General features: G+C 74.7%; 27 protein-coding genes and 2 tRNA genes. 20 read left to right on the plus strand and 9 right to left on the minus strand.

Annotated elements, in window-relative coordinates; translation table 11 throughout:
* Window positions 1-14: 14 nt before the first annotated feature.
* Both ACWHYA_RS10285 and ACWHYA_RS10290 read right to left on the minus strand, forming a co-directional pair.
* Window positions 15-602, minus strand: a complete 588-nt coding sequence (locus ACWHYA_RS10285; protein ID WP_425941341.1) for an isochorismatase family protein — start codon at window positions 600-602, stop codon at window positions 15-17.
* Between the two features lie 5 nt (window positions 603-607).
* Entirely contained in the window at window positions 608-1,909 is a 1,302-nt protein-coding gene (locus ACWHYA_RS10290; protein ID WP_425941339.1) for a nicotinate phosphoribosyltransferase, read from the minus strand.
* A 45-nt stretch (window positions 1,910-1,954) separates the two neighbouring features.
* On the opposite strand from ACWHYA_RS10290, the gene clpS reads away from it, so the two are divergent.
* The 6 genes from clpS (at window position 1,955) to ACWHYA_RS10320 (ending at window position 5,856) form a co-directional block, all read left to right on the plus strand.
* Entirely contained in the window at window positions 1,955-2,293 is a 339-nt protein-coding gene (gene clpS, locus ACWHYA_RS10295; protein ID WP_425941338.1) for an ATP-dependent Clp protease adapter ClpS, read from the plus strand.
* Between the two features lie 8 nt (window positions 2,294-2,301).
* Window positions 2,302-2,904, plus strand: a complete 603-nt coding sequence (locus ACWHYA_RS10300) for a DUF2017 family protein (RefSeq protein ID WP_425941336.1) — start codon at window positions 2,302-2,304, stop codon at window positions 2,902-2,904.
* 7 nt (window positions 2,905-2,911) lie between these two features.
* Window positions 2,912-4,477 (plus strand): glutamate--tRNA ligase, encoded by a 1,566-nt coding sequence (gene gltX, locus ACWHYA_RS10305; RefSeq protein WP_425941334.1) that lies wholly within the window; start codon window positions 2,912-2,914, stop codon window positions 4,475-4,477.
* Between the two features lie 96 nt (window positions 4,478-4,573).
* A tRNA-Gln gene (locus ACWHYA_RS10310) sits at window positions 4,574-4,645 on the plus strand.
* A gap of 81 nt (window positions 4,646-4,726) precedes the next feature.
* Window positions 4,727-4,799: transfer RNA gene (locus ACWHYA_RS10315), tRNA-Glu, on the plus strand.
* 163 nt (window positions 4,800-4,962) lie between these two features.
* Window positions 4,963-5,856 carry an HU family DNA-binding protein gene (locus tag ACWHYA_RS10320; protein WP_425941333.1) on the plus strand — a complete coding sequence of 298 codons (894 nt, stop codon included), beginning with the start codon at window positions 4,963-4,965 and terminating at the stop codon, window positions 5,854-5,856.
* Window positions 5,857-5,859: 3 nt separating this feature from the next.
* Here ACWHYA_RS10320 and ACWHYA_RS10325 read toward each other — a convergent pair whose 3' ends face one another.
* Both ACWHYA_RS10325 and cofC read right to left on the minus strand, forming a co-directional pair.
* Complete coding sequence (locus tag ACWHYA_RS10325; protein ID WP_425941331.1) at window positions 5,860-6,093, minus strand: hypothetical protein; 234 nt, start codon at window positions 6,091-6,093, stop codon at window positions 5,860-5,862.
* A 4-nt stretch (window positions 6,094-6,097) separates the two neighbouring features.
* Window positions 6,098-6,763, minus strand: coding sequence for a 2-phospho-L-lactate guanylyltransferase (gene cofC, locus ACWHYA_RS10330; RefSeq protein ID WP_425941329.1), 666 nt, complete (start codon window positions 6,761-6,763; stop codon window positions 6,098-6,100).
* Window positions 6,764-6,809: 46 nt separating this feature from the next.
* On the opposite strand from cofC, the gene ACWHYA_RS10335 reads away from it, so the two are divergent.
* The 3 genes from ACWHYA_RS10335 (at window position 6,810) to ACWHYA_RS10345 (ending at window position 9,850) form a co-directional block, all read left to right on the plus strand.
* On the plus strand, window positions 6,810-7,577 hold the full coding sequence (locus ACWHYA_RS10335; protein WP_425941328.1) for a lysophospholipid acyltransferase family protein: 768 nt from the start codon (window positions 6,810-6,812) through the stop codon (window positions 7,575-7,577).
* Complete coding sequence (locus ACWHYA_RS10340) at window positions 7,574-8,575, plus strand: NAD(P)H-dependent glycerol-3-phosphate dehydrogenase (protein ID WP_425941326.1); 1,002 nt, start codon at window positions 7,574-7,576, stop codon at window positions 8,573-8,575. Before ACWHYA_RS10335 ends, ACWHYA_RS10340 begins: the two co-directional genes overlap by 4 nt.
* Window positions 8,576-8,692: 117 nt before the next feature.
* Window positions 8,693-9,850: a D-alanine--D-alanine ligase family protein gene (locus ACWHYA_RS10345; RefSeq protein WP_425941324.1), complete on the plus strand. Its 1,158-nt coding sequence runs from the start codon at window positions 8,693-8,695 to the stop codon at window positions 9,848-9,850.
* A gap of 14 nt (window positions 9,851-9,864) precedes the next feature.
* On the opposite strand, the gene ACWHYA_RS10350 is transcribed toward ACWHYA_RS10345, so the two are convergent.
* The gene (locus ACWHYA_RS10350) at window positions 9,865-10,344 is read right to left on the minus strand and encodes a DUF3515 family protein (protein ID WP_425941322.1); all 480 of its coding nucleotides are present in this window, start codon (window positions 10,342-10,344) and stop codon (window positions 9,865-9,867) included.
* On the minus strand, window positions 10,323-10,556 hold the full coding sequence (locus ACWHYA_RS10355) for an Lrp/AsnC ligand binding domain-containing protein (RefSeq protein ID WP_425941320.1): 234 nt from the start codon (window positions 10,554-10,556) through the stop codon (window positions 10,323-10,325). The genes ACWHYA_RS10350 and ACWHYA_RS10355 overlap by 22 nt, the downstream gene beginning before the upstream one ends.
* 69 nt (window positions 10,557-10,625) lie before the next feature.
* Between ACWHYA_RS10355 and thiL the strand changes: the two genes are divergently transcribed.
* On the plus strand, window positions 10,626-11,669 hold the full coding sequence (thiL, locus tag ACWHYA_RS10360) for a thiamine-phosphate kinase (protein WP_425941318.1): 1,044 nt from the start codon (window positions 10,626-10,628) through the stop codon (window positions 11,667-11,669).
* A 111-nt stretch (window positions 11,670-11,780) separates the two neighbouring features.
* Here the strand turns inward: thiL and rpmB are convergent, their stop codons facing one another.
* Window positions 11,781-11,966, minus strand: coding sequence for a 50S ribosomal protein L28 (gene rpmB / locus ACWHYA_RS10365; RefSeq protein WP_084617151.1), 186 nt, complete (start codon window positions 11,964-11,966; stop codon window positions 11,781-11,783).
* 209 nt (window positions 11,967-12,175) lie between these two features.
* On the opposite strand from rpmB, the gene ACWHYA_RS10370 reads away from it, so the two are divergent.
* From ACWHYA_RS10370 to mutM, 9 genes are all read left to right on the plus strand, one after another.
* Window positions 12,176-13,954 (plus strand): DAK2 domain-containing protein, encoded by a 1,779-nt coding sequence (locus ACWHYA_RS10370; protein ID WP_425941316.1) that lies wholly within the window; start codon window positions 12,176-12,178, stop codon window positions 13,952-13,954.
* 25 nt (window positions 13,955-13,979) lie between these two features.
* The gene (locus ACWHYA_RS10375; RefSeq protein WP_425941314.1) at window positions 13,980-16,265 is read left to right on the plus strand and encodes an ATP-dependent DNA helicase RecG; all 2,286 of its coding nucleotides are present in this window, start codon (window positions 13,980-13,982) and stop codon (window positions 16,263-16,265) included.
* Window positions 16,266-16,272: 7 nt separating this feature from the next.
* On the plus strand, window positions 16,273-16,845 hold the full coding sequence (rsmD, locus tag ACWHYA_RS10380; RefSeq protein WP_425941312.1) for a 16S rRNA (guanine(966)-N(2))-methyltransferase RsmD: 573 nt from the start codon (window positions 16,273-16,275) through the stop codon (window positions 16,843-16,845).
* Between the two features lie 102 nt (window positions 16,846-16,947).
* A complete protein-coding gene (locus ACWHYA_RS10385; protein WP_425941310.1) occupies window positions 16,948-17,514 on the plus strand; it encodes a hemerythrin domain-containing protein in 567 nt (188 codons plus the stop codon).
* Window positions 17,515-17,544: 30 nt separating this feature from the next.
* A complete protein-coding gene (gene coaD, locus ACWHYA_RS10390) occupies window positions 17,545-18,051 on the plus strand; it encodes a pantetheine-phosphate adenylyltransferase (protein WP_425941308.1) in 507 nt (168 codons plus the stop codon).
* A gap of 136 nt (window positions 18,052-18,187) precedes the next feature.
* Entirely contained in the window at window positions 18,188-18,787 is a 600-nt protein-coding gene (locus ACWHYA_RS10395; protein WP_425941306.1) for a YceD family protein, read from the plus strand.
* Window position 18,788: 1 nt separating this feature from the next.
* Entirely contained in the window at window positions 18,789-18,983 is a 195-nt protein-coding gene (gene rpmF, locus ACWHYA_RS10400; protein ID WP_425941304.1) for a 50S ribosomal protein L32, read from the plus strand.
* 16 nt (window positions 18,984-18,999) lie between these two features.
* Window positions 19,000-19,755, plus strand: a complete 756-nt coding sequence (gene rnc / locus ACWHYA_RS10405; protein WP_425941302.1) for a ribonuclease III — start codon at window positions 19,000-19,002, stop codon at window positions 19,753-19,755.
* The gene (gene mutM, locus ACWHYA_RS10410) at window positions 19,748-20,647 is read left to right on the plus strand and encodes a bifunctional DNA-formamidopyrimidine glycosylase/DNA-(apurinic or apyrimidinic site) lyase (RefSeq protein ID WP_425941300.1); all 900 of its coding nucleotides are present in this window, start codon (window positions 19,748-19,750) and stop codon (window positions 20,645-20,647) included. The genes rnc and mutM overlap by 8 nt, the downstream gene beginning before the upstream one ends.
* A gap of 28 nt (window positions 20,648-20,675) precedes the next feature.
* Here the strand turns inward: mutM and ACWHYA_RS10415 are convergent, their stop codons facing one another.
* Both ACWHYA_RS10415 and ACWHYA_RS10420 read right to left on the minus strand, forming a co-directional pair.
* Window positions 20,676-20,957, minus strand: coding sequence for a hypothetical protein (locus tag ACWHYA_RS10415; protein WP_425941298.1), 282 nt, complete (start codon window positions 20,955-20,957; stop codon window positions 20,676-20,678).
* 20 nt (window positions 20,958-20,977) lie between these two features.
* A complete protein-coding gene (locus ACWHYA_RS10420; RefSeq protein ID WP_425941296.1) occupies window positions 20,978-22,012 on the minus strand; it encodes a Gfo/Idh/MocA family protein in 1,035 nt (344 codons plus the stop codon).
* A gap of 23 nt (window positions 22,013-22,035) precedes the next feature.
* Here ACWHYA_RS10420 and ACWHYA_RS10425 point away from each other — a divergent pair, with 23 nt between their 5' ends.
* A complete protein-coding gene (locus tag ACWHYA_RS10425) occupies window positions 22,036-22,317 on the plus strand; it encodes an acylphosphatase (RefSeq protein WP_425941295.1) in 282 nt (93 codons plus the stop codon).
* The last annotated feature ends 75 nt before the right edge of the window (window positions 22,318-22,392 follow it).

The raw sequence follows: 22,392 nt of genomic DNA on the forward strand, positions 1-22,392 counted from the left end.
CCGGTCGCTCCCGGTCAGGCGGAGGGCCCGTCGACCACCTCGACCCCGGCGTCCCTCAGCTCGGCCAGGGCGTTGCGGGTCGTCTCCGGGGCCACCCCGGCGCACAGGGTCGCCAGCACCCGGGTCCGGAAGCCGGCCCCCACCGCGTCCAGGGCGGTCGCCCGGACGCAGTGGTCGGTGGCCAGCCCCACCACGTCCACACCGCGGACCTCCCGCTCGGTGAGCCAGTCCGCCAGTCCGGTCGTGCGACCGTGCGCCTCGGTGCTGCCCTCGAACCCGCTGTAGGCCGCCTCGTGCTCGCCCTTGCGGAAGACGGCCTGGACGTGCTGGAGCGCAGGGGCGAGGTCGGGGTGGAACTGCGCACCCTCGCTCCCGGCGCGGCAGTGGACCGGCCAGGAGGTGCGGTAGTCCGGGTCCTGGGACCAGTGGTCGCCCGGGTCGACGTGCCAGTCGGCGGTGGCCACCACCACCGAGTAGTCCTGCCCGTGCCGGCGCAGGTGCTCGCCCACGTCGGCGGCGACCTGCGCCCCGCCGTCCACCGCGAGCGACCCTCCTTCGCAGAAGTCGTTCTGCACGTCGACGATGATCAGTGCACGGCTCATGGTCCTCAGCTCCAGTCGTCCAGGTAGGTGGTCGGGATGGCGGGGTCCCCGTGCGAGAGCCGCAGGGCCCGCTGGGGCAGCTCGGCACGGGCGGTCTCGTGGTGGGCCCTTGCGGTGCCGGCGTCGGTGGGGGCCACCACCTCGCCCGTCCGTACGAGGGGGGTCAGCAGGGGGCGGTCGTCCCCGTCGTCGCCCGGCTGCTCGTCGATCCCGATGATCTCGGCCTGCGCGGTGCCGTCGGGCCCCCGGCGCCGCAGGGCGTACTTGCGACCCCCCACGGAGGCCTTGTCGGCGCTCGCCTTGGCCACCCCCTCCATCCGGCCCGACGCACCCTCCCGGCTGACCAGCTTGTAGACCATGCCGGCCGCCGGGTGGCCCGACCCGGTGACCACCCGGGTGCCGACGCCGTACGCGTCGACCGGGGCCACCTGCAGCGCGGCGATGGCGTACTCGTCGAGGTCGGAGGTGACCACGATCCGGGTGCCGGTGGCCCCCAGGGCGTCCAGCTGCTCGCGCACCTCGTGCGCCTGCGAGACCAGGTCGCCCGAGTCCAGCCGCACCCCGCCGAGCGTGGGGCCGGCCAGCTCCACGGCCAGCTCCACCGCGGCCCCGACGTCGTAGGTGTCCACGAGCAGGGTCGTGGAGAGCCCGAGGCTGGCCAGCTGGTTGGCGAAGGCCTCGCGCTCGTCGTCGTGCAGCAGCGTGTAGGAGTGCGCGGCGGTCCCGGCCGTGGGGACGCCGTGGCGGCGGCCGGCCTCCAGGTTGGACGTCGAGGCGAACCCGGCCACGTAGGCCGCGCGCGCCGCGGCCACGGCGGCCTGCTCGTGGGTGCGCCTCGACCCCATCTCGATGCAGGGCCGCCCGTGCGCGGAGGCGGTCATCCGGGAGGCGGCCGAGGCCACCGCGGAGTCGTGGTTGAGGACGGACAGGACCATGGTCTCCAGCACGACGCCCTCGGCGAAGCCCGACTCGACCACGAGCACCGGTGAACCGGGGAAGTAGACCTCGCCCTCGGCATACCCCCAGACGTCCCCGGAGAAGCGGTAGTCCGCGAGCCACTCCAGGGTGGGTCCGTCCACGACGCGCCGCTCCTCGAGGAAGGACAGCGCCTCCTCGTCGAAGCGGAAGTCGCGCAGCGCCTCCAGGATCCGGCCGGTCCCGGCCACCACGCCGTAGCGGCGCCCGTCCGGAAGGCGGCGGGCGAAGGTCTCGAAGACGCACCGGCGGTCGGCGTGGCCGCTCGCCAGGGCTGCCTGAACCATCGTCAGCTCGTAGTGGTCCGTCAGCAGGGCCGTGCTCGGGTTCACCCGATCAGCGTAGAGCCCCCGGCGCAGGCCGCCTACAGTGGACGGGTGCCCGTCGACGTCCCACCACCGCCCTCTCCTCCGGCCGGCCCCGGGACCTCGCCCCGGGAGCAGGGCGGGGTGGCCGTGCTGGACCGGCCCGAGGTGGACACCCCCTGGGTGTGCCTGGTCTGGAACGACCCGGTCAACCTCATGAGCTACGTCACCTGGGTCTTCCAGGCGCACTTCCACTATCCGCGGGCCCGGGCCGAGAAGCTGATGATGGACGTGCACACCAAGGGCCGCGCGGTGGTCTCCACCGGCAGCCGGGAGCAGGTCGAGGCCGACACCGAGGCCATGCACGGCTACGGGCTCTGGGCCACCTTCCAGCACGCGGACCAGGGATAGGCCCGGGTATGGCGACCGCGTTCCGGCGGGTGGGTGGCAGGCTCGTGGCCGGCTTCGACGCCGAGGAGGTCGAGGTGGTGCTGCACGTGCTGCGGCTCACCCGTGACTTCGTGGCCCCGGAGCGCCCCGGCAGCGGAGACCCCTTCCTCGACCTGGTGGCCGGGCTCGGCGAGGACGTCGACCCGGAGGAGCCCTCGGACCCGGCGCTGGCCAGGCTGCTCCCGCCGGCCTCGCGGGACGACGACGAGCAGGCCCGGGAGTTCCGCCGGCTCACCGAGCACGGCCTGCGCACCCGCAAGGCCGCCACGATCGCCACGGCGGTCGCGGCGCTGGAGGAGGCGGAGCCGCCCGAGGTGTCGCTCGACGACGCCGGGGCGCACGCCCTGGCCGTGGCCCTCACCGACGTCCGGCTCATCCTGGGGGAGCGGCTGGGTCTGCGGACGGACGAGGACTCAGAACGGCTGCACGACCAGCTGGAGGCCGCCCTGGCGGGGGAGGCGGAGCTGGACCCGGCGACCGCCCAGCAGATGGCCTACTACGACTTCCTCTCCTGGGTGCAGGAGAGCATCACCACGGTGATGCTGGAGGGCGACGGGCCGGCGGTAGTCTGACCGCACCATGACGACGAACCCCGTTCCCGCTGCGCCGCACGAGTCCGAGCAGGTCGACGCCGAGGTGACCGGCTCCGACGTGCGGGTGCGCTTCTGCCCCAGCCCGACCGGTACCCCGCACGTGGGGATGGCCAGGACCGCCCTGTTCAACTGGGCCTTCGCCCGGCACCACGGCGGCACCTTCGTCTTCCGCCTCGAGGACACCGACGCCGCCCGGGACAGCACCGAGTCGGCCGACCAGCTCCAGGAGGCCATGGCCTGGCTGGGCCTGGACTACGACGAGGGCCCGGGCGTGGGCGGGCCCCACGGCCCCTACCGGCAGAGCGAGCGCCGGGACGTCCACGACCGGGTGGTGGGTCAGCTGGTGGACGCCGGGCTGGTCTACGAGTCCTTCTCCACCCCCGAGGAGGTCGAGGCGCGTCACCGGGCCGCCGGGCGGGACCCCAAGCTGGGCTACGACAACCACGACCGGGACCTGAGCGCCCAGCAGCGCGACGCGCTGAGGGCCCAGGGCCGGGAGCCGGTGCTGCGGCTGCGGATGCCGGACGAGGACATCACGTTCACCGACCTGGTCCGGGGCGAGGTGACCTTCCGCGCCGGGTCGGTGCCCGACTTCGTCGTGGTGCGCGGCAACGGGCAGCCGCTGTACACCCTCGTCAACCCGGTCGACGACGCGCTGATGCGGATCACCCACGTCATCCGCGGGGAGGACCTGCTCTCCTCCACGCCGCGGCAGATCGCCCTCTACCGCGCGCTGGTGCAGATCGGGGTGGCCGAGCGGGTGCCGACCTTCGGCCACCTGCCCCTCGTGCTGGGGGAGGGCAGCAAGAAGCTGTCCAAGCGCGACCCGCAGTCCGACCTCTTCCGGCACCGGGATCGCGGTTTCGTGCGCGAGGGGATGATCAACTACCTCGCGCTGCTGGGCTGGTCGATCGGCCCGGACCGCGACGTCTTCACCCCCGACGAGCTCGTCGCCGCCTTCGACGTGCGCGACGTCAACCCGAACCCGGCCCGCTGGGACCAGAAGAAGGCCGAGGCGATCAACGCCGACCACGTGCGGATGCTGCCCCTGCCCGAGTTCACCAGCCGGCTGCTGCCGGTGCTCCGGGCGGCCGGGGTCCTGGGTCCGCAGTCCGGGATGGGCGAGCTCGCCCGCCTGGAGGCCGTGGCCGAGCTCGTCCAGACCCGGGTCCAGGTGCTCTCCGAGGCGGTCCCGCTGGTGGCGCCGTTCTACGTCCGTGGTGAGGAGCTGCCGATCGCCGACGACGCCCGCGCCCAGCTCAAGGACGACGCGGGCACCGTGCTGGACGCCGCTGCGGCTGCGCTGGAGGAGATCTCCGGGGCCTACCCCAAGCCGCTGGGTGGAGGCGTGGAGTGGACGGCGGCCAGGATCGAGGAGGTCCTGCGGACGGCCCTGGTGGACGGGCTGGGGCTCAAGTCCCGCTTCGCCTTCGGGCCGCTGCGCACCGCCGTGTCCGGACAGCGGATCAGCCCGCCGCTGTTCGAGTCGATGGAGATCCTCGGCAAGCACGAGACGCTCGCGCGGCTGCGCCGACTCCGCGCCGAGGTGTGAGGCTGCGCGGGCACCGGCGATTTGGGTCCGGCCGGGGAGCACGGTAAGGTAACTCCTCGGTTCACCGCCTGCGAAAAGGCTGGCGGCGATACCCCTTGGGGTATGGTGTAATTGGCAGCACGACTGATTCTGGTTCAGTTAGTCTAGGTTCGAGTCCTGGTACCCCAGCGCAGGTCGACCCCGGTCGATTTCGCTCCGCGCCTGCCTCTCGGGTAAGGTTGCGGGTCGGCGCCACGCGCCGGACAGCACGGCCCCGTTGTGTAGTGGCCTAGCACGCCGCCCTCTCAAGGCGGTAGCGCGGGTTCGAATCCCGTCGGGGCTACGCAGGACGAAGGACCCCCACCACTCGCCTGGTGGGGGTCCTTCGTCGTTCCGGGCTGGGGCACCGGATCGGGTGTCCCGCATCGACACCGGGCCCCCACCGGCGTAGCGTGACGCATTCCGACGGGCGGCCGTCCCGCCGGTCCCACGGCGAGGAGAGTGCGATGAACAAGGTGGAGCTGATCGAGGCGCTGGCGCCCCGGCTCGGTGGGCGTCAGCTCGCCGCGATGGCGGTTGAGGCACTGGTCGACGCGGTGCTGCGGGAGGTCTCCGCCGGCGGGTCGGTGGGGATCACCGGGTTCGGCACCTTCGAGAAGGTCGACCGGGCGCCCAGGACCGGCCGCAACCCGCACACGGGGGAGCCGGTGCCCATCGCCGCGACCAGCTCACCGCGCTTCCGTCCCGGTGCCTACTTCAAGGAGGTCGTGGCCGACCCGGAGCGGCTGCCCACCGAGGGTCTGGCCGGTGTCCGGGTGGGCAGTCACGGCGAGATGGCCGAGCCGGAACCCACCAGCCGCCCGAACAGCGTGCGCCGGTCGGCACGCCAGGACCGCCCGGACGACCAGCAGGTGGGCGGGACGGGTGCCCAGCAGGGTGGGACGGGCGCCGGACCGGGCGCACCGGGCCCCACGGAGGAGGAGGGCCGCACCCCGGGCACCCGTCGTCGACGGGCCGCGAGCGGGACTCCTCCGACCGTGCGCGCGAGCCGCGGGCGCGACACGGCGTCCACCGGCGCGGAGCGGGGGGCCGGCCGCGGGGGCGCTCAGGACGCGCCGGACGGCGGGTCGGGGGAGACGACGTCTCCCACCGCGGGGCGGGGACGCTCAGGAGGCCAGGACATCACCATGGGGATGATCACGGCCAAGAAGGCCCAGCTGGCGAGAGTGAAGAACGACGACGTCGTGGCCGGCGTCGGGACCGGGGCGAAGGGCTCGGGCAAGGGCTCCGACGACGGCAGGGGCGGGAAGGCTGCCAAGGAGAGCGCGAAGGGCAAGGGCAAGAAGGACAAGAAGGGGAAGAAGGACAAGAAGGGCAAGAAGAGCAAGAAGGGGTCCTGAGCCTCAGCGGATGGGTTCGCCCTCACCGATCCCGACGATCCACAGGCGGCTGAGGCGGGCGTCGGGCTGCTCGGGATCGGCCGGCTCCACCTCGACGCTGACCCGCTGGCCCACCCGGACGTGGCGCAGCCCGCTGGCGAGGAACACCTCCTCGTCGAACGGCAGCCTGCGCCCGGTGTCCAGCAGGACGGAGCCGGACCGGCTCGTGAGGTCGAAGGTGTGCACGCTGGCCTGCATGAGGTCACTGTAGGCGTCCGTCCCCTCGTCCGATCCCGCGCAGGACACCACGCGTGCGGGCCCCCACCCCCAGCGCCCACGCCCGGGCGAGGTCCGCAGCCACGTCCACGTCCTGCCGCAGCCGGGGGAGCTGCAGGGCCAGCAGCGCCGCGTCCTGCGCGTGCCGGGCCGCGGACCCCGGGCCGAAGCGCGGCGTCGGCGGACGGCGCGTCGAGGTCAGCAGGGTCGTCCCGCTGCCCGCGGCGTCCGGCACCACCGCGGACGGGTGCCGCGCGCACACGGCCAGGGCGGTGAGCAGGTCGCGCGGACGCAGGGCCGGCAGGTCACCCAGGAGCGCGGCCCATCCGGTGCCGGGCTCGACCTGCCCGGGGGCGCAACCGGCCAGACCGGCGCGCACCGCCTCGTTCAGCCCCCGCCCGGGATCGGTCAGCACCGTGGCCCCCCAGGACCGGACGGTGGCACCCACCGGGTCGTCGGAGGTGACCACCACCAGGGACCCGGCCCCCAGCGCCGTCGCGGCAGCCTCCAGGGTGTCCAGCGCCATCGCGCGCGCCAGGGCTGCCCGCACGGCGGGGGAGGTGCCCCTCAACCGGGACTTGGCCCGACGGGCGTCCTTGACGGGCACGACCAGCCGCCACCGCACCGGGTCGTCGTCAGGGGTGGTCCGCACCCGGCCATTCTGGTGGACGCCTCGGCGTGGGTGACAAGATGTCGCCGTGACCCGTCAGCCCGCCCGCCAACCGATCCCCTGGTCCTACCGCGCCGTCATCGCCACCGTGCGACCCGTGCTGATGGGCATCACCCGTCGTTCCTGGTCGGGCGGGGAGCACGTGCCGCCGACCGGAGGCTTCATCGTGGCGAGCAACCACTACTCCGAGGTGGACCCGTTCATGCTGGCGCACTACCTGGTCGACCACGGGCGCCCTCCCTTCTTCCTGGCCAAGTCCTCCCTCTTCGAGGTGCCGCTGCTGGGTCCCGCGCTGCGGCACCTGGAGCAGGTCCCCGTGCGTCGGCGGAGCACCCAGGCCAAGGACGCCCTGGACGAGGCCCGACGGGCGCTCGTGGAGGGCAAGTGCATCGCGATCATGCCCGAGGGCACCCTGACCCGCGATCCGCAGCTGTGGCCCATGCGGCCCAAGCCGGGTGTGGGCCGCCTGGCGCTGACCAGCCGTGCCCCGGTCGTCCCGGTGGGGCAGTGGGGTGCCCAGGAGGTGCTGGGGCGCTACGCGCGGCGCCCCGGCAACCTGCTGCGCAGGCCGGTGCAGCACGTCGCCGCGGGTCCCCCCGTCGACCTGTCGGACCTCTACGGACGTGCCGAGGACCCACGTGCCCACGCCGAGGCGACCGGCAGGGTGATGGCGGCGGTCACCGCCATCGTGGCCGAGCTCCGGGGCGAACCGGCCCCCGCCGTGCCGTACGACCCGGCGACCAGGTCCGGTGGCAGCGCCGGCCCGGTGACGCCGGACGCCGAGGAGCCACGGTGACCCGGGCCGCCGTCTTCGGGGCCGGGAGCTGGGGGACCGCCTTCGCCCAGGTGCTGGCCGACGGAGGGGTGTCGCCGGTGACGCTGTGGGCGCGGCGGGAGGAGGTCGCCTCCGCCGTCCGGGACCGGCACACCAACCTCGACTACCTCCCCGGGATCGCCCTCCCGCCGGCCGTGACGGCCACCACCGAGCCCTCGGAGGCGGCGCAGGGGGTCGACGTGGTCGTCCTCGCCGTCCCCTCGCAGAGCCTGCGGGAGAACCTGACCCGCTGGTCGGGGGTGATTCCCGCCGACGCCCTCGTCGTCTCCCTGATGAAGGGGATCGAGCGCGGCACCGGGCTGCGGATGAGCGAGGTGATCGAGGCCTCGGGCGTGGACCGCGACCGGATCGTCGTCGTCTCCGGACCCAACCTCAGCAAGGAGATCGCGGCCCGCCAGCCGGCGGCCAGCGTCGTCGCCGGCACGGACCTGACCGCGGCCGAACGGGTCGCGGCGATGATCGCGCCCCCCTACTTCCGGCCCTACACCCAGACCGACGTCGTGGGCGCCGAGATCGGCGGCGCCGTCAAGAACGTCATCGCGCTCGCGGTCGGGATGGCCGAGGGGCTGGGCTACGGGGACAACACGAAGTCCTCGCTCATCACCCGGGGCCTGGCCGAGATCAGCCGGCTCGGCGAGGCGCTGGGAGGCGAGCCGGCCACGCTCATGGGGCTGGCGGGCGTCGGCGACCTCATCGCCACGTGCATGTCTCCGCTGTCGCGCAACCACCGGGTCGGGGTGGCCCTGGGCCAGGGACGGTCGGTGGAGGAGATGGTGGCCGTGCCCCACCAGACCGCAGAGGGCGTGCGCTCGTGCCGCTCCGTGGTCGACCTGGCGGCCGGGCACGGGGTCGACATGCCGATCTGCCAGGGCGTGACCGCCGTGGTGGAGGGGCACCTGAGCCCCGAGCAGCTCACGGGTGCGCTCATGTCGCGCGCGCGCAAGCACGAACGCGGCTGACCGGCTCCGCCGGGCCGGCCGTGGCCCGGCCTGAGGACGGGCCCGAGGACGGGCCCGAGCAGCGGCGCAGGCGCGCCATACCCTCGTGCCGGTAGGCGCCCACTAGGCTCGGGCGCGATGGACAGCCAGCCCCCCGCCCCCGCCGCGCCCTCCACCGAGACCCGGGTCGCCCTGCCCCGGGTCGCCGTCGTCTTCGGCGGCCGCTCCGAGGAGCACTCGATCTCCTGCGCGACCGCCGCGAGCGTGCTCCGGACCCTGGACCGGGACCGCTACGACGTCGTGCCGATCGGCATCACCCGGGAGGGACACTGGGTGCTCGTCCCCGACGACCCCTCGGCCCTGGAGATCCGCGACGGCCGGCTGCCCGAGGTGCCCGGGACCGGCCGGCAGGTCATGGTGCCCCTGGGCGGGGTGGACCACGTGTGGCGGCTGGTGGAGGACGACGGGTCGACGACGGAGATCGGCGTGGTCGACGTCGTGCTGCCGCTGCTGCACGGGCCGTTCGGCGAGGACGGGACCATCCAGGGCCTGCTGGAGCTGGCCGACATCCGCTACGTCGGCTGCGGGGTGCTGGCCTCCGCGGCGATGATGGACAAGCACGTCATGAAGGTGGTCTTCAGCGCGGCCGGGCTGCCGGTCGGTCCCTACACCGTCGTGACCGACCTGGCCTGGCGGCGGGACCGGGAGGCCTGCCTGGAGGCGGCCCGCGCCCTGCGGTTCCCGGTGTTCGTCAAGCCGGCCAGGGCGGGGTCGTCGGTGGGGGTCCACAAGGTCGACGACCCGGCGGAGCTGGAGGCCGCGGTCGAGAAGGCCCGCACCCACGACCCCAAGGTGCTGGTCGAGCAGGGGGTCGCGGGCCGGGAGATCGAGTGCGGCGTTCTCCAGGGGCGCGGCACCGACGAGCCGAGGGTCAGCGAGTGCGGCGAGATCACCGTGACCGGGGGAGGGCACGAGTTCTACGACTTCGAGGCCAAGTACCTCGACGAGGCGAGCGTGCGGATCACCGCGCCGGCCGACGTCGCCCCCTCGGTGCGCGAGGAGATCCACCGGGTGGCGCGCACGGCCTTCGAGGCGGCCGGGTGCGAGGGACTGGCACGCGTGGACTGCTTCGTGACCCCCGAGGGAGGTGTCGTGCTCAACGAGATCAACACGATGCCCGGGTTCACCCCGTTCTCCATGTACCCCCAGGCGTGGGCCGCCACCGGCCTGTCCTACCCCGAGCTGGTCGAGGAGCTGCTCCAGCTGGCCCTGGCCCGTCCGCTCGGGCTGCGCTAGCCGCAGCCGGCGCGTCAGCCGCCGGCGTCGGAGGCGGCCACGCAGCGGCCCGCCGTCTGCGGCACCTGCCGGGCCGCCTGCTCGAACGCGGGCAGCAGGAGCGGGGCGGTGCCGTGCTCGGAGGGGACGAGCACCTCCAGGGCAGGGTCGCGGCCGTAGGTGGTGAACATGGTCCCGTCCTCCAGCTCGGTCGCCACCCAGTCCACCCCGCTGACGTCGATGCAGGGGTCGGTGGTCGGGCCCGGCGCGGCCTTGCCGCAGCGCGCCACGACCGGGGGCTCGCCCCACGCGGCGACCCCCTGCGACTGCACGGCGGTGACCCTCGGCTCCAGCCCGCCCACCGTCGCGGGCCAGTGCTCGGCCACCGCGCGGCACGCGGGGGAGTCGGACCGCTCGAAGGGCGTGGCGCGCACGGGCTGCTCCCCGCACGCGGCGAGGACGGCGGTGACGGTGAGCAGGACCGGGAGGATCCTCAGAACTCGACGACGGTGCACGTGGTCGTCCGGGTGATGCGCGGGACCTCCTGCACGGCGGCGATCACCTCGCGACCCAGGGCCTGCACGGTCGGTGCCTCCGCCACGACGACCGCGTCGTAGGGGCCGGCGACGATCTCTGCGCTGCGCACACCGGGCAGGGCGCGGACGGCGGCGGTCACCTGCCCCGCAGCACCCACCTCGGTCTGCACGAGGATGTAGGCCTTGATCACGGTGCACCTCCAGGACGGGACGTGCGCAGGCTACCGTGCCAGCGGCAGCGGAACGACGGAGGGACGGGTATGGAGCAGCGAGCGCAGCCGCAGGACCGTGGCCCGACCCTGGCGGGGCTCGGGGAGGGGCGGCTGCTGGCCGAGGTGTTCGCCGCCTACGCCGACCTGCCGGACGGGGCCGTGCGCGTGGGCCCCGGTGACGACACGGCCCTGCTGACCGTAGGGTCGGGCTCGGTGCTGGCGACCACGGACACCGTGGTTCGTGACCGCGACTGGCGGGACGCGTGGTCCTCGGGGGAGGACGTCGGCATCAAGGTCGTCACCCAGAACCTGGCCGACCTGGCGGCGATGGGGGGACGCGGGACCGGTCTGCTGGTGACCCTCGTCGCGCCGCAGGACCTGGCCGTGGACTGGGTGCGCGAGCTCGTCGCCGGGACCGCGCTGGCCGCCGCCCGGGCGGGCGTGCCGGTCGTGGGGGGAGACCTGTCCTCGGCCGGGGCGGAGGAGGTCGTCGTGTCCGTGACCGCACTAGGGGAGCTGGGCGACGGGGTGGGGGCACCGGTGCTGCGCAGCGGCGCCCGGCCGGGCGACGTGGTGGCGGTCTCAGGACCCCTGGGCCGGTCGGGCGCCGGGCTGCTGCTGCTGCAGCGCGGGGTGACCCGTGGCCGCGACGCGCAGGAGGAGCGGCTGCTGCGCCACCACCGCCGGCCGACGACGGACCTGGCGCAGGGACCGGCCGCGGCCAGGGCCGGTGCCCGCGCCATGATCGACGTCTCCGACGGGCTCGTGCGCGACGCCGACCGGGTCGCCCGGGCCAGCGGGGTGCGTCTCGAGCTCGACCCGGCGGCCCTGGGCCGTCTCGCCGAGGGGCTGGTGCCGGCCCTGGGTCCGGCGGAGGCCCGGGCACAGGTGCTCGTGGGCGGCGAGGAGCACGAGCTGCTCGCCACCTTTGCGCCCGGGGCGCACCTGCCGGACGGCTGGTCGCGGCTCGGCCGGGTGCGCGAGGCCGGGGGCGGACCGGGGCCGGGGCGCGGGGCCGGCGCGTCCGGCGTGTGGCTGGACGGCCGACGGCTCGACCCGTCGGCGGGGGGCTGGGACCACTTCGGCGGCTGAGGACCCGCCGGCAGGGATCCGGACGCACGTGGTCCGGACGCACGAGAGCCGGCGCGCACCCTCGGGGTGCGGCCGGCTCCGGTGGATCGGGTCGCGGGACGACCCGGGCGGTCAGCGGGTGACCTTGCCTGCCTTCAGGCAGGAGGTGCACACGTTGAGGCGCTTCGGGGTCGCACCCACCATCGCGCGGACGCGCTGGATGTTCGGGTTCCACCGGCGCTTGGTGCGGCGGTGGGAGTGCGAGATGCTGTGACCGAAGCTCGGTCCCTTGCCGCAGACGTCGCAAGTGGCAGCCACGGTGTACTCCTGGTGTCGGTCGGTGCGATGGTCGTCGTGCCGGCGAGCGGGGGCGAGGTCGGGTCGCACGTCGCCGCCGGGCAACCTCGTCAGCGTACCGGAGGGGCGCGGCGGTGCCCAAATCGCCGCCAGGCGCCAGATCCTGCCGGACACGGCCGGGCTGTGGGAGGTCGCCGGGCACGACGGGGCCGGACAGGTAGTTTGGGCACGTGCCGCCTCCCGTCCTCGACCTCGTCACCGCCCGCCGGTGGGCGGTGACGGCGAGGTCGATGCTGGCCTCGGCCCGGGAACGGATCGACGCCCTCAACGTCTACCCGGTGGCCGACGGGGACACCGGGACCAACATGTACCTGACGATGGACGGTGCCCTGGACTTCGTCCGCGGCCAGTTCGAGCTGGGTGCCGGCACCGAGCGGCTGGACGAGGGGCTGGCCCTCATCGCCCGCGGGATGCTCCTGTCGGCACGGGGCAACTCCGGGGTCATCCTGTCGCAGCTGGCGCGGGGACTGGCCGAGTCGGTCGGACCGGGGGTGCGCGTGGCGGGGCCGGTCGACCTGGCGGTCGCCTTCGAGACGGCGGCGGGGGCGGCGTGGGACGCGGTCGCGGCCCCGGTGGAGGGCACCATCCTGTCCGTGGCCACGGCCGCTGCCGAGGGGGCCAGAGGTGTCGTCGACGCGGGCGGCACCCAGGTCGCGGACGTGGTCGCCGCCGCCCTCCAGTCGGCCCGGGTGGCCCTGGCCCGGACGCCCGAGCAGCTGCCCGAGCTTCGCTCCGCCGGGGTGGTCGACGCCGGTGGTGCCGGTCTCGTCGTCGTCGTGGAGGCTCTGGACGCGGTCCTGCAGGAACGTCCCCACGTCGTGGTGTCCGAGCTGCCCCGGTGGTGGGAGGTGCCCACCACGGGCTCGGCGTCCTCGACCGGCTCGAGCGGGCGGAGGGTCCCGGGGGACCACGGCGCCGGCGCGGGTGCTCCCGGGTGCCTGGCCGCCGCTGGAACCGACCAGGTCGAGGTGATGTACCTGCTCACCGGCAGCGACCCCGGTCGGGCCGACCGGCTGCGGGCCCACCTGGGCCGGCTGGGGGACTCGGTCGCGGTCGCGGGAGGACCGCACGACTACCGGGTGCACGTCCACCTGCGCGACCCCAGGGCGGCCGTGGAGGCGGGAAGCTCGGCCGGGCAGGTCGAGGACGTGCGGCTGACCTCCCTGACCGACGGCCGGTCGGTCCAGGAGGGCCCGGCCGACGGGGACGGGCACCCGCAGGGGGAGCGCGGAGCGGCGGAGGAGGGGGGACCCGGGCTCACGTCCGACCACCCGGACCCCACGGAGCACCGGCTGGACGTGGTCGTGTGCGCGCTGGGTCCCGGCCTGCACGCGCTGTTCTCGGAGGCGGGGGCCCAGGTCGTGCCCTCCGGGCCCCGCCGGCGGGCCTCCGCCGGCCAGCTGCTCTCGGCCCTGTGGGGCGCGCGGGCCGCCCACCTGGTCCTGCTCCCGAACGACCCCGACACCGTCATGGTCGCCCGCGCCGCCGCCCAGGAGGCCAGGTCCGGCGGCCTCGTCGTCGACGTCCTCCCGACGACGAGCGTGGTCGAGGGCCTGGCCGCGCTCGCGGTGCTGGACCCGGACGCCGAGCCCGGTCCGACCGTGGCGGCCATGGCCGAGGCGGCCGCCGGAGTACGTTCCGGGGCGCTCACGCCCGCCGACCGGGACGCCGACACCCCCGTGGGGAGGGTGCGTCGGGGGCAGTGGCTGGGCCTGGTCGACGGGACGGTGGTGGCCGTGGGCGAGCGGGCCGCGGAGGTCGCCGCACCGGTGCTGGACCAGTTGTGGCACCCGGCGGCCGAGGTGGTCACGGTGGTCCGGGGGGAGCGGTCCGACGCCGAGGACCTCGACCCGGTGCTCGACGACGTGCTGGCCGAGCACCCGGACGTGGAGGTCGTGCGGCTCGACGGGGGTCAGCCGACCTTTCCCTGGCTGCTGGGGGTGGAGTGACCGTGGACACCCGGGGGAGGCATCCGTGAGCGGCGTCGACCTGGACACGCGGCTGCGGACCGTCGTGGGCGCCACGGCCGCCCGGCTGGAGACGGCCCGGGGCCTGCGCACGGTGCGCGACCTGCTGGACTTCCTGCCCCGGACCTACCTCGACCCCGCCCGCCCGACGGCCTTCGCCCAGCTGCCGCACGGCGAGGACGTCGTCGTCGTCGGCACGGTCCGGGCCGCCACCACCCGCCAGATGCGGCAGCGCAGGGGCCGGATGCTGGTCGTGGACGTCGAGGACGAGGTCGGGGGCACCATCCAGCTGACCTTCTTCAAGCCCTACGGCCACCAGGACCGGCTCGTGCCCGGTGCGCGGGTGGTCTGCTCCGGCCAGGTCGGCAGCTACGGCCGCTCCCTGCAGCTGACCCACCCCGACTACGCCGTCCTGGGGGACTCCAGCGGTTCGACCTCCGGCGGCTGGCTGCTGGGGGGCCTCGTCCCGGTGTACCCCGCCACCCCCAAGGTGTCCCCGATCGTGCACGGGGACACCCTCGACCTGGTGCTGCACGCCCTGCAGGAGCTGCCCGACCCCCTGCCGCAGGAGGTCCGGGACACGCACGGCCTGCCCGGCCTGCGGGAGGCCTACCAGCTGGTGCACCGGCCGCAGCGGGAGGCCGACCACCGCCGCGGGCGGTGGCGGCTGAAGTTCCAGGAGGCGTTCGTGGTGCAGGCCGCCCTCGCCCGGGCACGGCTCGCCGACGACGCCGCGGCCGCCGTGCCACGTAATCCGGTCGAGGACGGCCTGGTCGACGCACTGCTGGGCAGGCTGCCGTTCGACCTGACGCAGGGCCAGCAGACCGTCCTGGGGGAGCTGCGCTCCGACCTCGCCGCCGACGTCCCGATGCACCGGCTGCTGCAGGGCGAGGTCGGCTCGGGCAAGACGGTCCTGGCCCTGCTGGCCATGCTCGCGGTCGTCGACGCCGGCGGGCAGGCCGCGCTGCTGGCCCCCACCGAGGTGCTCGCCGCCCAGCACCACCGTGCCATCACCGCCATGCTCGGCCCGCTGGCCGAGGCGGGCATGCTCGGGGGGGACGACCGGGCCACCCGCCTCGCCCTGCTCCTCGGCAGCCAGACGGCGGCCGAGCGGCGGGAGAACCTGCTCGCCGCCGCGTCCGGCTCGGCCGGGATCGTCGTCGGGACCCACGCCCTCATCCAGGACCACGTCCAGTTCGCCGAGCTGGGACTGGTGGTCGTGGACGAGCAGCACCGCTTCGGGGTGGAGCAGCGCGACGCCCTGAGGGCCAAGGCCGAGAGCTCCCCCCACGTGCTCGTCATGACCGCGACCCCCATCCCCCGGACCGTGGCGATGACCGTCTACGGCGACATGGAGACCTCCACCCTGCGCGAGCTGCCGCGCGGCCGACGTCCGATCAGCACCCACGTGGTGCCGGGGGGACGGCCCGACTGGGTGGGACGGACCTGGGCGCGCGTCGCCGAGGAGGTGCGCACCGGCGGCCAGGCCTACGTCGTGTGTCCCCGGATCGGGCAGGAGGAGGACCCCGACCTCCCCGCCGGCGCCACGGTCGGACCGGGAGGCCCGACGGTCGGTGCGCCGGCCGGACCGACGGACCAGGCCACCGACGGCCCGGCCGACCAGGACCGGGCCGTTCCGTCGACGGGGGTCGACGAGGAGGTGCAGGAGCCCACGCTGCACGGGGTGCACCAGGTGGCCCGGGCCCTGCAGCAGCTGCCCGCGACGGCACCCCTGCGGATCGCCACGCTGCACGGCCGGCTCTCCGGGGAGGACAAGGACGCCGTGATGCGCCGCTTCGCGGCGGGCGAGGTGGACGTGCTCGTGGCCACGACGGTCATCGAGGTCGGGGTGGACGTGCCGGACGCCACGACGATGGTGGTGCTGGACGCCGACCGGTTCGGGATCTCCCAGCTGCACCAGCTGCGCGGCCGGGTCGGTCGCGGCGGCCGCCCGGGCCTGTGCCTGCTGGTGACCCAGCAGGCCGGCGGTCCCGAGGACGGTCCGGCCGTCGAGCGGCTTCACCAGGTGGCCTCCACCACCGACGGCTTCGAGCTGGCCCGCCTGGACCTGGAGACCCGCCGGGAGGGCGACGTCCTCGGGGCCAGCCAGAGCGGGGGCCGCAGCGGACTGCGCTTCCTGCGGCTGGCCCGCGACGAGGAGCTGATCGTGGCCGCCCACGAGGCCGCCTGGGAGACCGTCCGGGCCGACCCCGACCTGGAGCGCCACCCCGTCCTGCGGCGCGAGCTGGACCAGCTCGACACCGAGCGGGCGGCCTTCCTGGAGCGGGGGTGACGGCCGGGTGACCCGGATCATCGCCGGCCGTGCGGGCGGGCGCACCATCGCCACCCCCCGCGGCGCCGCGACCCGCCCCACGACCGACCGGGTGCGCGAGGCGGTCTTCTCACGCCTGGAGGCGCTGATGGACCTCGACGGGGTGCGCGTCCTCGACCTCTACGCCGGCTCCGGCGCGCTGGGCCTGGAGGCCCTCTCGCGGGGTGCCGGCCACCTGCTCGCCGTCGAACGGCACCGGGCCACGGCCACCCTGGTCGCGCGCAACGCCCGGACCCTCGGGATGGAGACCCAGGTCCAGGTGCGCCCGGCGACCGTCCCGGCGGTCCTCGACGACGGTCCCGACGAGCCCTACCACCTCGTCCTGCTGGACCCCCCCTACGACCTGGGCGAGGAGGACCTCGGCGAGGTGCTGGGGCTGCTCGTCTCCGCCGGCTGGCTGGACCCGGACGCCCTCGTCGTCGTGGAGCGCGGGACCCGTTCGCCGGAGCCGTCCTGGCCGCCGGGCCTGCGCCCCCTGGACCGCCGCAGCTACGGCGAGACCACCGTCCACCTGGCCGAACCGGTCCCCGGGGGCGGGTGACGCCATACCCCGTATGGATGCCCCGTCCGGCCCCCGTCGACCGGGGGAGGCGGTGCACGACCCCGGGTCGAGCGCCGGGGGCACGGCTGCCATGATCGATCCATGACCGACTACCACATCCCCCGCCCCGTGTCCGGCGACGTCGTCGACCTCATCCTGGACGACCACCGCCTCTTCGAGAGCCTGATGCGCGAGATGCGCGACAGCTCCGCCGACCGTGCGGGTGCGCGCGCTGCCTTCGCCGACGTGCTGGTCGCGCACGGGGAGGCCGAGGAGCAGGAGGTCTACCCCCGGTTGCGGCGCCGCACCGAGGACGTCGGCGAGCACGAGGTCGAGCACGGCGAGGAGGAGCACGCCGAGATCAACGAGGCCCTCCTGGCCCTGCTGGAGTGCGTCGGGACCGACACCCAGAAGTTCGACGACGCGGTCGAGGCGATGAACGAGGTGCTCCAGCACCACCTCACCGAGGAGGAGCTCACCATCCTCAACCCCGCCCGGGACGACGTCCCCGAGGACGAGCGGCGCACCCTGGGGGAGAAGTTCCTCGCCGCCCGGGGCACCCAGCTGGACCAGGGCTGCGGCTCGCTCGAGAACGTGCAGCGGCTCGTGGACGAGGCCCGGCGCGAGGGGCTGCTGACCGAGGACGAGGAGGGGTCGGCGCAGAGCTGAGGCGAGCCGGTCGCTCGATAGGGTCGGGGTATGACGCATCTCGAGCGCCGCTGCGTGTGCCCCGGCTCCTTCGACCCGGTCACCCACGGCCACCTGGACGTGGTCCGGCGCGCCGCCGAGCTCTTCGACGAGGTGGTGGTGGCCGTCCTGCACAACCCGGCCAAGGCGGGGACCTTCCCGGTCGAGCGCCGGCTGGCCCTGGTGCGCGACTCCCTTCCACCGGGCCTGGCCGACCGGGTCCGGGTGGAGGCCTTCGCCGACGTGCTGCTGGTGGACGTGTGCCGTCAGGTGGGGGCCGGGGCGATCGTCAAGGGTCTGCGCGGCGGCACCGACTTCGCCTACGAGCTGCCGATGGCCCGCATGAACCGCCACCTGACCGGGGTGGAGACCGTCTTCCTGCCCGGCGACCCGTCGCTGGAGCACGTGTCCAGCTCCCTCGTCAAGGAGGTCCACCGCTACGGCGGCGACGTGAGCGGCCTCGTGCCGGACGTGGTCCTGGCCGCCCTCGACGCCCTCCCGGGGGACGGGACAGGCTGAGGGACGGGCGACGGTGCCCGGCGGTCGACTTGGTCGCACCGCCGGCGCTCGGCTAGTCTTGTCCGTCGGCCCGTGTCCACGTCGTGTCTCGTCGTGACCGGCCCGTCCCCACCACGGCGAACGAGGATGAAGGATCATGGCTGCGCACGAGCAGGACGGCCCCTGGGTGCTCGACACCCGCGAGCTGCTCCGCCGCCCGGGCACCATGCGCCGCGCCTCGTGGACCGTGGAGGCGCCCGAGCGCATCGGGACCGACGTCGTCGCCGTTCCGGCCGGCCGCAAGGTCGAGCTGGACCTGCGGCTGGAGTCGGTCGTCGAGGGCGTCCTGGTCTCGGGGACGGTCCGCAGCTCGACGAGCGGGACGTGCGTGCGGTGCCTGGACCCGATCGAGGACGACCTCGAGGTGGAGATCCAGGAGCTGTTCGCCTATCCCGAGCGGGCGGCCCACCACCATCAGGTGGCCGGGTCGACCCGTCGTGGCGAGGAGGACGAGGCCGAGGATGAGCAGTACGTGCTCGACGGCGACCAGATGGACCTCGAAGAGGTCGTCAGGGACGCCGTCGTCACCGCCCTGCCCTTCCAACCGGTGTGCCGGGACGACTGTCCGGGACTGTGCTCCGAGTGCGGCGCACGCCTGGCGGAGGACCCGGAGCACCATCACGACGTGATCGACCCCCGGTGGTCGGCGCTGGCCCCCATGGCCGCGCAGGCCGACGACGACGAGAAGAGGAACTGACGTGGCCGTCCCCAAGCGGAAGATGTCGCGCTCGAACACCCGGAGCCGCCGCTCCCAGTGGAAGGCTGCGCCGATCGCGCTGAGCACCTGCCCGCAGTGCGGTTCGGTGCGCACCCCCCACCAGGCCTGCACGAGCTGCGGGACCTACGCCGGCCGCCACTACGCGGCCGCCGAGCGCACCGAGCACCAGGACTGAGGTCCTGCGCCGACGCATGCGCCCCGCCGCCGAGCTCAACGACTACCTGACCGAGGTCGTCGGCCGGCCCTGCGACGAGGCGCTGCTTCTGCGTGCCCTGACGCACCGGTCCTACTCCTACGAGAACGACGGGCTGCCGCACAACGAGCGGCTCGAGTTCCTCGGGGACGCGGTCCTGGGCGTGATCGTCACCGACACGCTGTACCGGACCCATCCCGACCTGGCCGAGGGGCGCCTGGCCAAGCTGCGCGCCGCCGTGGTGAACTCGCGGGCGCTGGCCGAGGTCGCCCGGGCCGTCGACCTGGGTGCCTACGTGCTGCTGGGCAAGGGGGAGGAGACCACGGGGGGGCGGGACAAGGACTCCATCCTGGCCGACACCACCGAGGCCGTCATCGGCTGCGTCTACCTCTCCTCCGGAATGGCGGCGGCCGACACCTTCGTCCATCACCTGCTCGACCCCCTCCTGCTCCGCAGCGCGGCCCTGGGCGCCGCCCTGGACTGGAAGACGAGCCTGCAGGAGGTCGCCGCGACCGCCGAGCTCGGGGCGCCGGAGTACCGGGTGGAGTCCGAGGGGCCGGACCACGACAAGCGGTTCACCGCGCGCGTCCTGGTCGACCAGGAGGTCGTCGGCACGGGCGGGGGCCGGTCCAAGAAGGCCGCCGAGCAGCAGGCGGCGGAGTCCGGGTGGCGGACCCTGACGGACCGGGCCGTGCGGGTCGTGGGCACCATGCCCACCGTCGACGACGGCAGCGACGACGGCAGCGGTGCCTGAGCTGCCGGAGGTCGAGGTCGTCCGTCGGGGGCTGGAGCAGCACGTCCGCGGCCGCACCGTGCAGGAGGCCGTCCTCACCGGTACCCGGGTGGCGCGTCGGCATCCGGCCGGTCCGGCGGACCTGGCGGCGCGCGTCGCCGGCGCCCGGGTCGAGCAGGTCGACCGGCGGGGCAAGTACCTGTGGCTGGTGCTCCGACCGCCGCACGACGACCCCCAGGCGCTCGTCGTGCACCTGGGGATGAGCGGACAGCTGCTCGTGGAGCAGGCGCAGGCACCCCGGGAGAAGCACCTGCACGCCACCTTCACCTTCGAGGACGACGGGCCGCAGCTGCGGTTCGTCGACCAGCGGACCTTCGGCGGGCTCGCCCTGGCCGAGCTGCGCCCGGACCCGCACCGCGGACCCACCCACCCCCACGGCATACCCGCGCCGGTGCTGCACATCGCCCCCGACCCGCTCGACCCGGTCTTCGACCGGACGGCGGCCGTGCGGCGGATGAAGGCCAGCGGCAGCGAGATCAAGCGGGTGCTGCTGGACCAGCGGGTCGTCAGCGGCATCGGCAACATCTACGCCGACGAGGCCCTGTGGCGCGCCGAGGTGCACGGACGGCGTGCGGCGTCGGCGCTCACCCGTCCGGCGCTGGGCCGGCTCCTGGACCACGCCACCGACGTCATGACCGAGGCCCTGGGCCAGGGCGGGACCAGCTTCGACGCGCTCTACGTCAACGTCAACGGGGCCAGCGGCTACTTCGACCGGTCCCTGGACGCCTACGGGCAGACCGGTCGCCCCTGCAGCCGGTGCGGGACGCCGATCGTGCGCGAGGAGTTCATGAACCGCTCCTCCCACTCCTGCCCACGCTGCCAGGTCCGTCCGCGCGCTCCTCGTCGCGGATGAGCGCCGCCCGGGGCGGTCGCCCGGCGCTTCAGGCAGCCGGTCCGCCCGGGGTCGTCCCGCCGGGGCCCGTCCCCGTCCCGTCCTCGCGCCCCGGCCGACGCCGGGAGTGCTCGTCGACGGCCCGCCCCAGGCGGTCGGCCCGCTCGCGTCCTGCCCCGAGGAAGAGCCCCAGCCCGGCCCGGACACGGTCGGCCAGGTAGACGGGGGTCCACCGGCGCGGGGGCAGCCGGTCCGCCGGCGGCGTGGCCAGCTGGCCCAGGAGGGCCAGCGCCACGAGGGCGCCGAGCGTGAAGACGATGAGCTCGGTCATCCGCCCAGTGTGCCCCACCCTCAGGTGTGCAGCGGTTCCTCCTCCTGCGGGTAGCGCACCCCCAGCTCGCGACGGGCCGACTCCAGGATCGTCATGATCGCCACCGTGTCCGCGTGCGGCACGGCCGGAGACTCGGGCAGACCCGCCCGCAGGCAGCGGTGCACCTCCTCCGCCTCGTGCACCAGACCCCGCCGTTCACCACCCACCAGCTCGCCCTCGCTCTCCCGCCCGCGGTAGACGGTGAAGCTCTCCGGGTCGTTGACCGGCCCGTGCACCTCGATCCACCCCGTCGTCCCCCGCACGACGGTGCGGCTGGCTCCGCTGCTGCGGGAGTCGCACAGCACCTGGGCGACCGCACCCTCCGGCGTCATCCACTGCAGCCCGACGAGATCGTCGGCGCCCGTGGGGGCGGTGGACCCGATCACCTGCACGTGGGTCGGATGACCCAGCAGCAGGTGGGCCAGCGTCACCGGGTAGATCCCGATGTCCAGCAGGGCCCCTCCGCCGTTGGCCAGGTCGAAGAGCCGGTGGTCCTCGTCGTAGTCGAAGGGCACGGTGAAGGCCGCAGCCAGGCTGCGCGGCGTGCCGATCTGCCCGTCGCGCACCCGGCCGACCACGTCCTGCACGAGCGGCAGGCACCGGGTCCACATGGCCTCCATGGCGAACCGGCCGGCGGCGCGGGCCGCCTCGAAGATCCGCTCGGTGTCCCGCACGGTCAGCGCGGTCGGCTTCTCCACCACGACGTGCTTGCCGGCCTGCAGGGCGGCGACCGCCTGGTCGGCGTGGAAGGGATGGGTGGAGGAGATGTAGACGACGTCCACCTCGGGGTCGGCGTACAGCTCCTCGTACCCGCCGTACGCACGGGGAACCCCCAGGTCGCGGGCGAACTCCTGGGCCCTGCCGGCGTCCCGGGCGGCGACGGCGACGACCTCGCCCCCCTCGGCGTCGGCGACGGCCGCCGCGAAGGCGCGGGCGATCCGCCCGGCGGCCAGCAGCCCCCAGCGGACGGGGCGGTCGGTGATCGGGGGGTATGCGGTGCTGCTCGGCTCGCTCACGCTCCCACCGTAGTCTCGGCCGCATGGAGCGCGCACTCGTCTACGTCCGCGGCCGGGTCCAGGGGGTCGGGTTCCGCTGGTGGGCCCGCGCCCGGGCCCTTGAGCTCGGACTGGTCGGGCACGCCCGCAACATGCCCGACGGCCGGGTCGAGGTCCAGGCGCAGGGGGAGCGGGCCGACGTCGAGCGCCTCGTCGAGCTGCTCTCCGAGGAGGTGTCGGTGCGCAGCCGCCCGGGCCGGGTCGACGGCGTCACGACCCAGTGGCACGCGCCGCGGGAGGGCCTGACCGGGTTCCTCGAGCGCTGAGCCTGCCGGGCGCCGGGCCGCCGCGCAGGTATCGTGACGGCACCACCGCCCGTCGACCGTGAGAAGCCCGCCCGC

Source organism: Ornithinimicrobium carbonis (genome assembly GCF_977012275.1).

What these genes read in the sequence shown, in the direction of transcription:
- ACWHYA_RS10285 (WP_425941341.1), bottom strand. Translation starts at nt 602, where the DNA reads ATGAGCCGTGCACTGATCATCGTCGACGTGCAGAACGACTTCTGCGAA.
- ACWHYA_RS10300 (WP_425941336.1), top strand. Translation starts at nt 2,302, where the DNA reads ATGGCGACCGCGTTCCGGCGGGTGGGTGGCAGGCTCGTGGCCGGCTTC.
- gltX (WP_425941334.1), top strand. Translation starts at nt 2,912, where the DNA reads ATGACGACGAACCCCGTTCCCGCTGCGCCGCACGAGTCCGAGCAGGTC.
- ACWHYA_RS10320 (WP_425941333.1), top strand. Translation starts at nt 4,963, where the DNA reads ATGAACAAGGTGGAGCTGATCGAGGCGCTGGCGCCCCGGCTCGGTGGG.
- ACWHYA_RS10325 (WP_425941331.1), bottom strand. Translation starts at nt 6,093, where the DNA reads ATGCAGGCCAGCGTGCACACCTTCGACCTCACGAGCCGGTCCGGCTCC.
- ACWHYA_RS10345 (WP_425941324.1), top strand. Translation starts at nt 8,693, where the DNA reads ATGGACAGCCAGCCCCCCGCCCCCGCCGCGCCCTCCACCGAGACCCGG.
- thiL (WP_425941318.1), top strand. Translation starts at nt 10,626, where the DNA reads ATGGAGCAGCGAGCGCAGCCGCAGGACCGTGGCCCGACCCTGGCGGGG.
- ACWHYA_RS10385 (WP_425941310.1), top strand. Translation starts at nt 16,948, where the DNA reads ATGACCGACTACCACATCCCCCGCCCCGTGTCCGGCGACGTCGTCGAC.
- coaD (WP_425941308.1), top strand. Translation starts at nt 17,545, where the DNA reads ATGACGCATCTCGAGCGCCGCTGCGTGTGCCCCGGCTCCTTCGACCCG.
- ACWHYA_RS10395 (WP_425941306.1), top strand. Translation starts at nt 18,188, where the DNA reads ATGGCTGCGCACGAGCAGGACGGCCCCTGGGTGCTCGACACCCGCGAG.
- rnc (WP_425941302.1), top strand. Translation starts at nt 19,000, where the DNA reads ATGCGCCCCGCCGCCGAGCTCAACGACTACCTGACCGAGGTCGTCGGC.
- ACWHYA_RS10415 (WP_425941298.1), bottom strand. Translation starts at nt 20,957, where the DNA reads ATGACCGAGCTCATCGTCTTCACGCTCGGCGCCCTCGTGGCGCTGGCC.
- ACWHYA_RS10425 (WP_425941295.1), top strand. Translation starts at nt 22,036, where the DNA reads ATGGAGCGCGCACTCGTCTACGTCCGCGGCCGGGTCCAGGGGGTCGGG.